Genomic DNA, 1,941 nt, shown 5'->3' on the forward strand with positions numbered 1-1,941 from the left:
TTTAAGGGGCTTTTTGCGTGTGGCAAGCCCTTCTAGGGCTAATAAAAAGCCACCCGCTATGCGGGTGGATGATTACTAAGCAGAATCGGTTGTCTTTGGAGACACCTTTCAACTGCTAAAATCTATTTTATTTTGGTGAAAAGATTTATGTCCCAGACGCCAGATTCTTTTTTATCAGGGATAAGATTAATCAACGAGGTCGGCGTAAAAAGCTGCGTAAGTAGCATTCTTATAAGGAATCAGCCACAAGAAGCCGATTCCGGCAGTTAAACAGGCCAGAATATCCCAGCCGATGAAGCTAACTTGCAAAATGAAAAGGCGCCATTTATTACCAACCATTAGTTGGCGACTTTTGGTAATGCAATCTAGGTAGCTAATGCTTTCACCGTTATTGCTATCTGCTAAATCTTTAAAAACAAAATTTGCTTGAGAATAAGCGTAATTTTTAATGATGCCAGGGATGATCAAGAGTAAAGTCCACAGGAAAGTAAAAATTCGTAATAATAATGTGGTCGCAAACACACCAATGAAATATTTCTTGGTAAAAACTGCGAAGGCGCCTTTTAAAGAGCTTTCTGGTACTTGCTTGGTCCTTAACCAGTTCAAACTAGTGTACATGATTCCTGTTGTAACCAATGCTGCCACAAAACCACCCAAAGTACTGCCACCAGAGGTTTGCTGATTCGAATTGATTTCGCGAATACTACTAAATTCAAAGTTATTAATACTCTCTTTTAGAAAATAGAAGTAGCCCTTGCCAGCCATAACACCAACCATGATTAAAACAATCACGCCTAAAATAACCGGCACTAGATTCAATTTAATCGCTTCTAGCCAATTACCGCGAAAGGTATCCTTGACCTCGCGCTTTAACTCAGCCCGCGATTTATGTGCTTTTATCATAAAAAAGTCTCCCTTTAAAATAGCTTTTGCCCAAATATATGTCTTTGTTTATATCATAGGCACCAGCCGAATACAATAGTTATTAGAAATCTAAAACTAGTTTTAAACTTCAGACTTATCAGCCCACTCACTAAAAATATTGTCAAAAAAAGTCGCAGTCCTGACCTCAAGCCCAGTTAGGATTGCGACTTTTTATGCTAATCAACCAAATCTTTATAAAAAGCAGCGTAGGTTGCGTTTTTGTATGGTGTCAACCAAAGATTACCGATGCCAAAACTAAGGCTGGCCAGAATATCCCAGCCTAGAAAACTGAGTTGTAGCACGAACAGTCGCCATTTATGACCGACCATTAATTGCCGGCTCTTCGTGATGCAGTCAAAATAACTAATATTATTTTGATCTGGTGCATCAGCCGCGTCTTTGAAAACGTACAGTGCCTGTGAGTAGGCATATTGTTTGATAATTCCAGGAATGATAAATAATAGTGACCATAAGAAAGTAAAAAGTTGCACCAACAAGTAGGTTAACAAAGTGCCTAAGAAATACTTGCCTGAGAAAACAGTAAAGGCATTTCGCAAGGCGCCGTCAGGCTTTTGTTGAGTTCGAAGCCAGTCTAGTGAGGTGTATAAAATCCCAGTGACAATTAGGGTAATGATAAAACCACCTAAACCGCCGCCACCAGAAGCACTACCTAGCAAGGTGAATACTGAAAAGGCAGCAAAGATACTATCAGCACTGCCCATAATATCTGGCGCCATTGATAACGAAATTAAAGAAAATAAGCCGAATATGACAATTAAGAAAATTGCCAGCACGGAAATCAAAGTTGGTACTAAATTTAACTTAATGGCCATTCCCCAATTGCTACGATAAAGATCTTTTACTTCACGTTTTAACTCCGCACGAGTTTTGTAATGTTTCTCCATAAGCCCATCCCCAATATTTTTTCAGAAAGCTTATTCCTGATTTATTCACAAAGATATGCAAAATACCCATCAAACACATGCATCACGCGTTTGATGGGTATTTTGTATTTTC

2 protein-coding genes are annotated in these 1,941 nt (G+C 38.9%); both read right to left on the bottom strand.

All coding sequences use genetic code 11. The annotated features are described in order from the left end of the window. Nucleotides 1-186: 186 nt before the first annotated feature. The gene (locus EKM81_RS10970; RefSeq protein ID WP_125651598.1) at nucleotides 187-903 is read right to left on the bottom strand and encodes a DUF975 family protein; all 717 of its coding nucleotides are present in this window, start codon (nucleotides 901-903) and stop codon (nucleotides 187-189) included. Between the two features lie 197 nt (nucleotides 904-1,100). Further along, complete coding sequence (locus EKM81_RS10975; protein ID WP_125651600.1) at nucleotides 1,101-1,829, bottom strand: DUF975 family protein; 729 nt, start codon at nucleotides 1,827-1,829, stop codon at nucleotides 1,101-1,103. Between the last annotated feature and the right edge of the window lie 112 nt (nucleotides 1,830-1,941).

The organism is Lapidilactobacillus gannanensis (assembly GCF_003946675.1).
Classification (GTDB): domain Bacteria; phylum Bacillota; class Bacilli; order Lactobacillales; family Lactobacillaceae; genus Lapidilactobacillus; species Lapidilactobacillus gannanensis.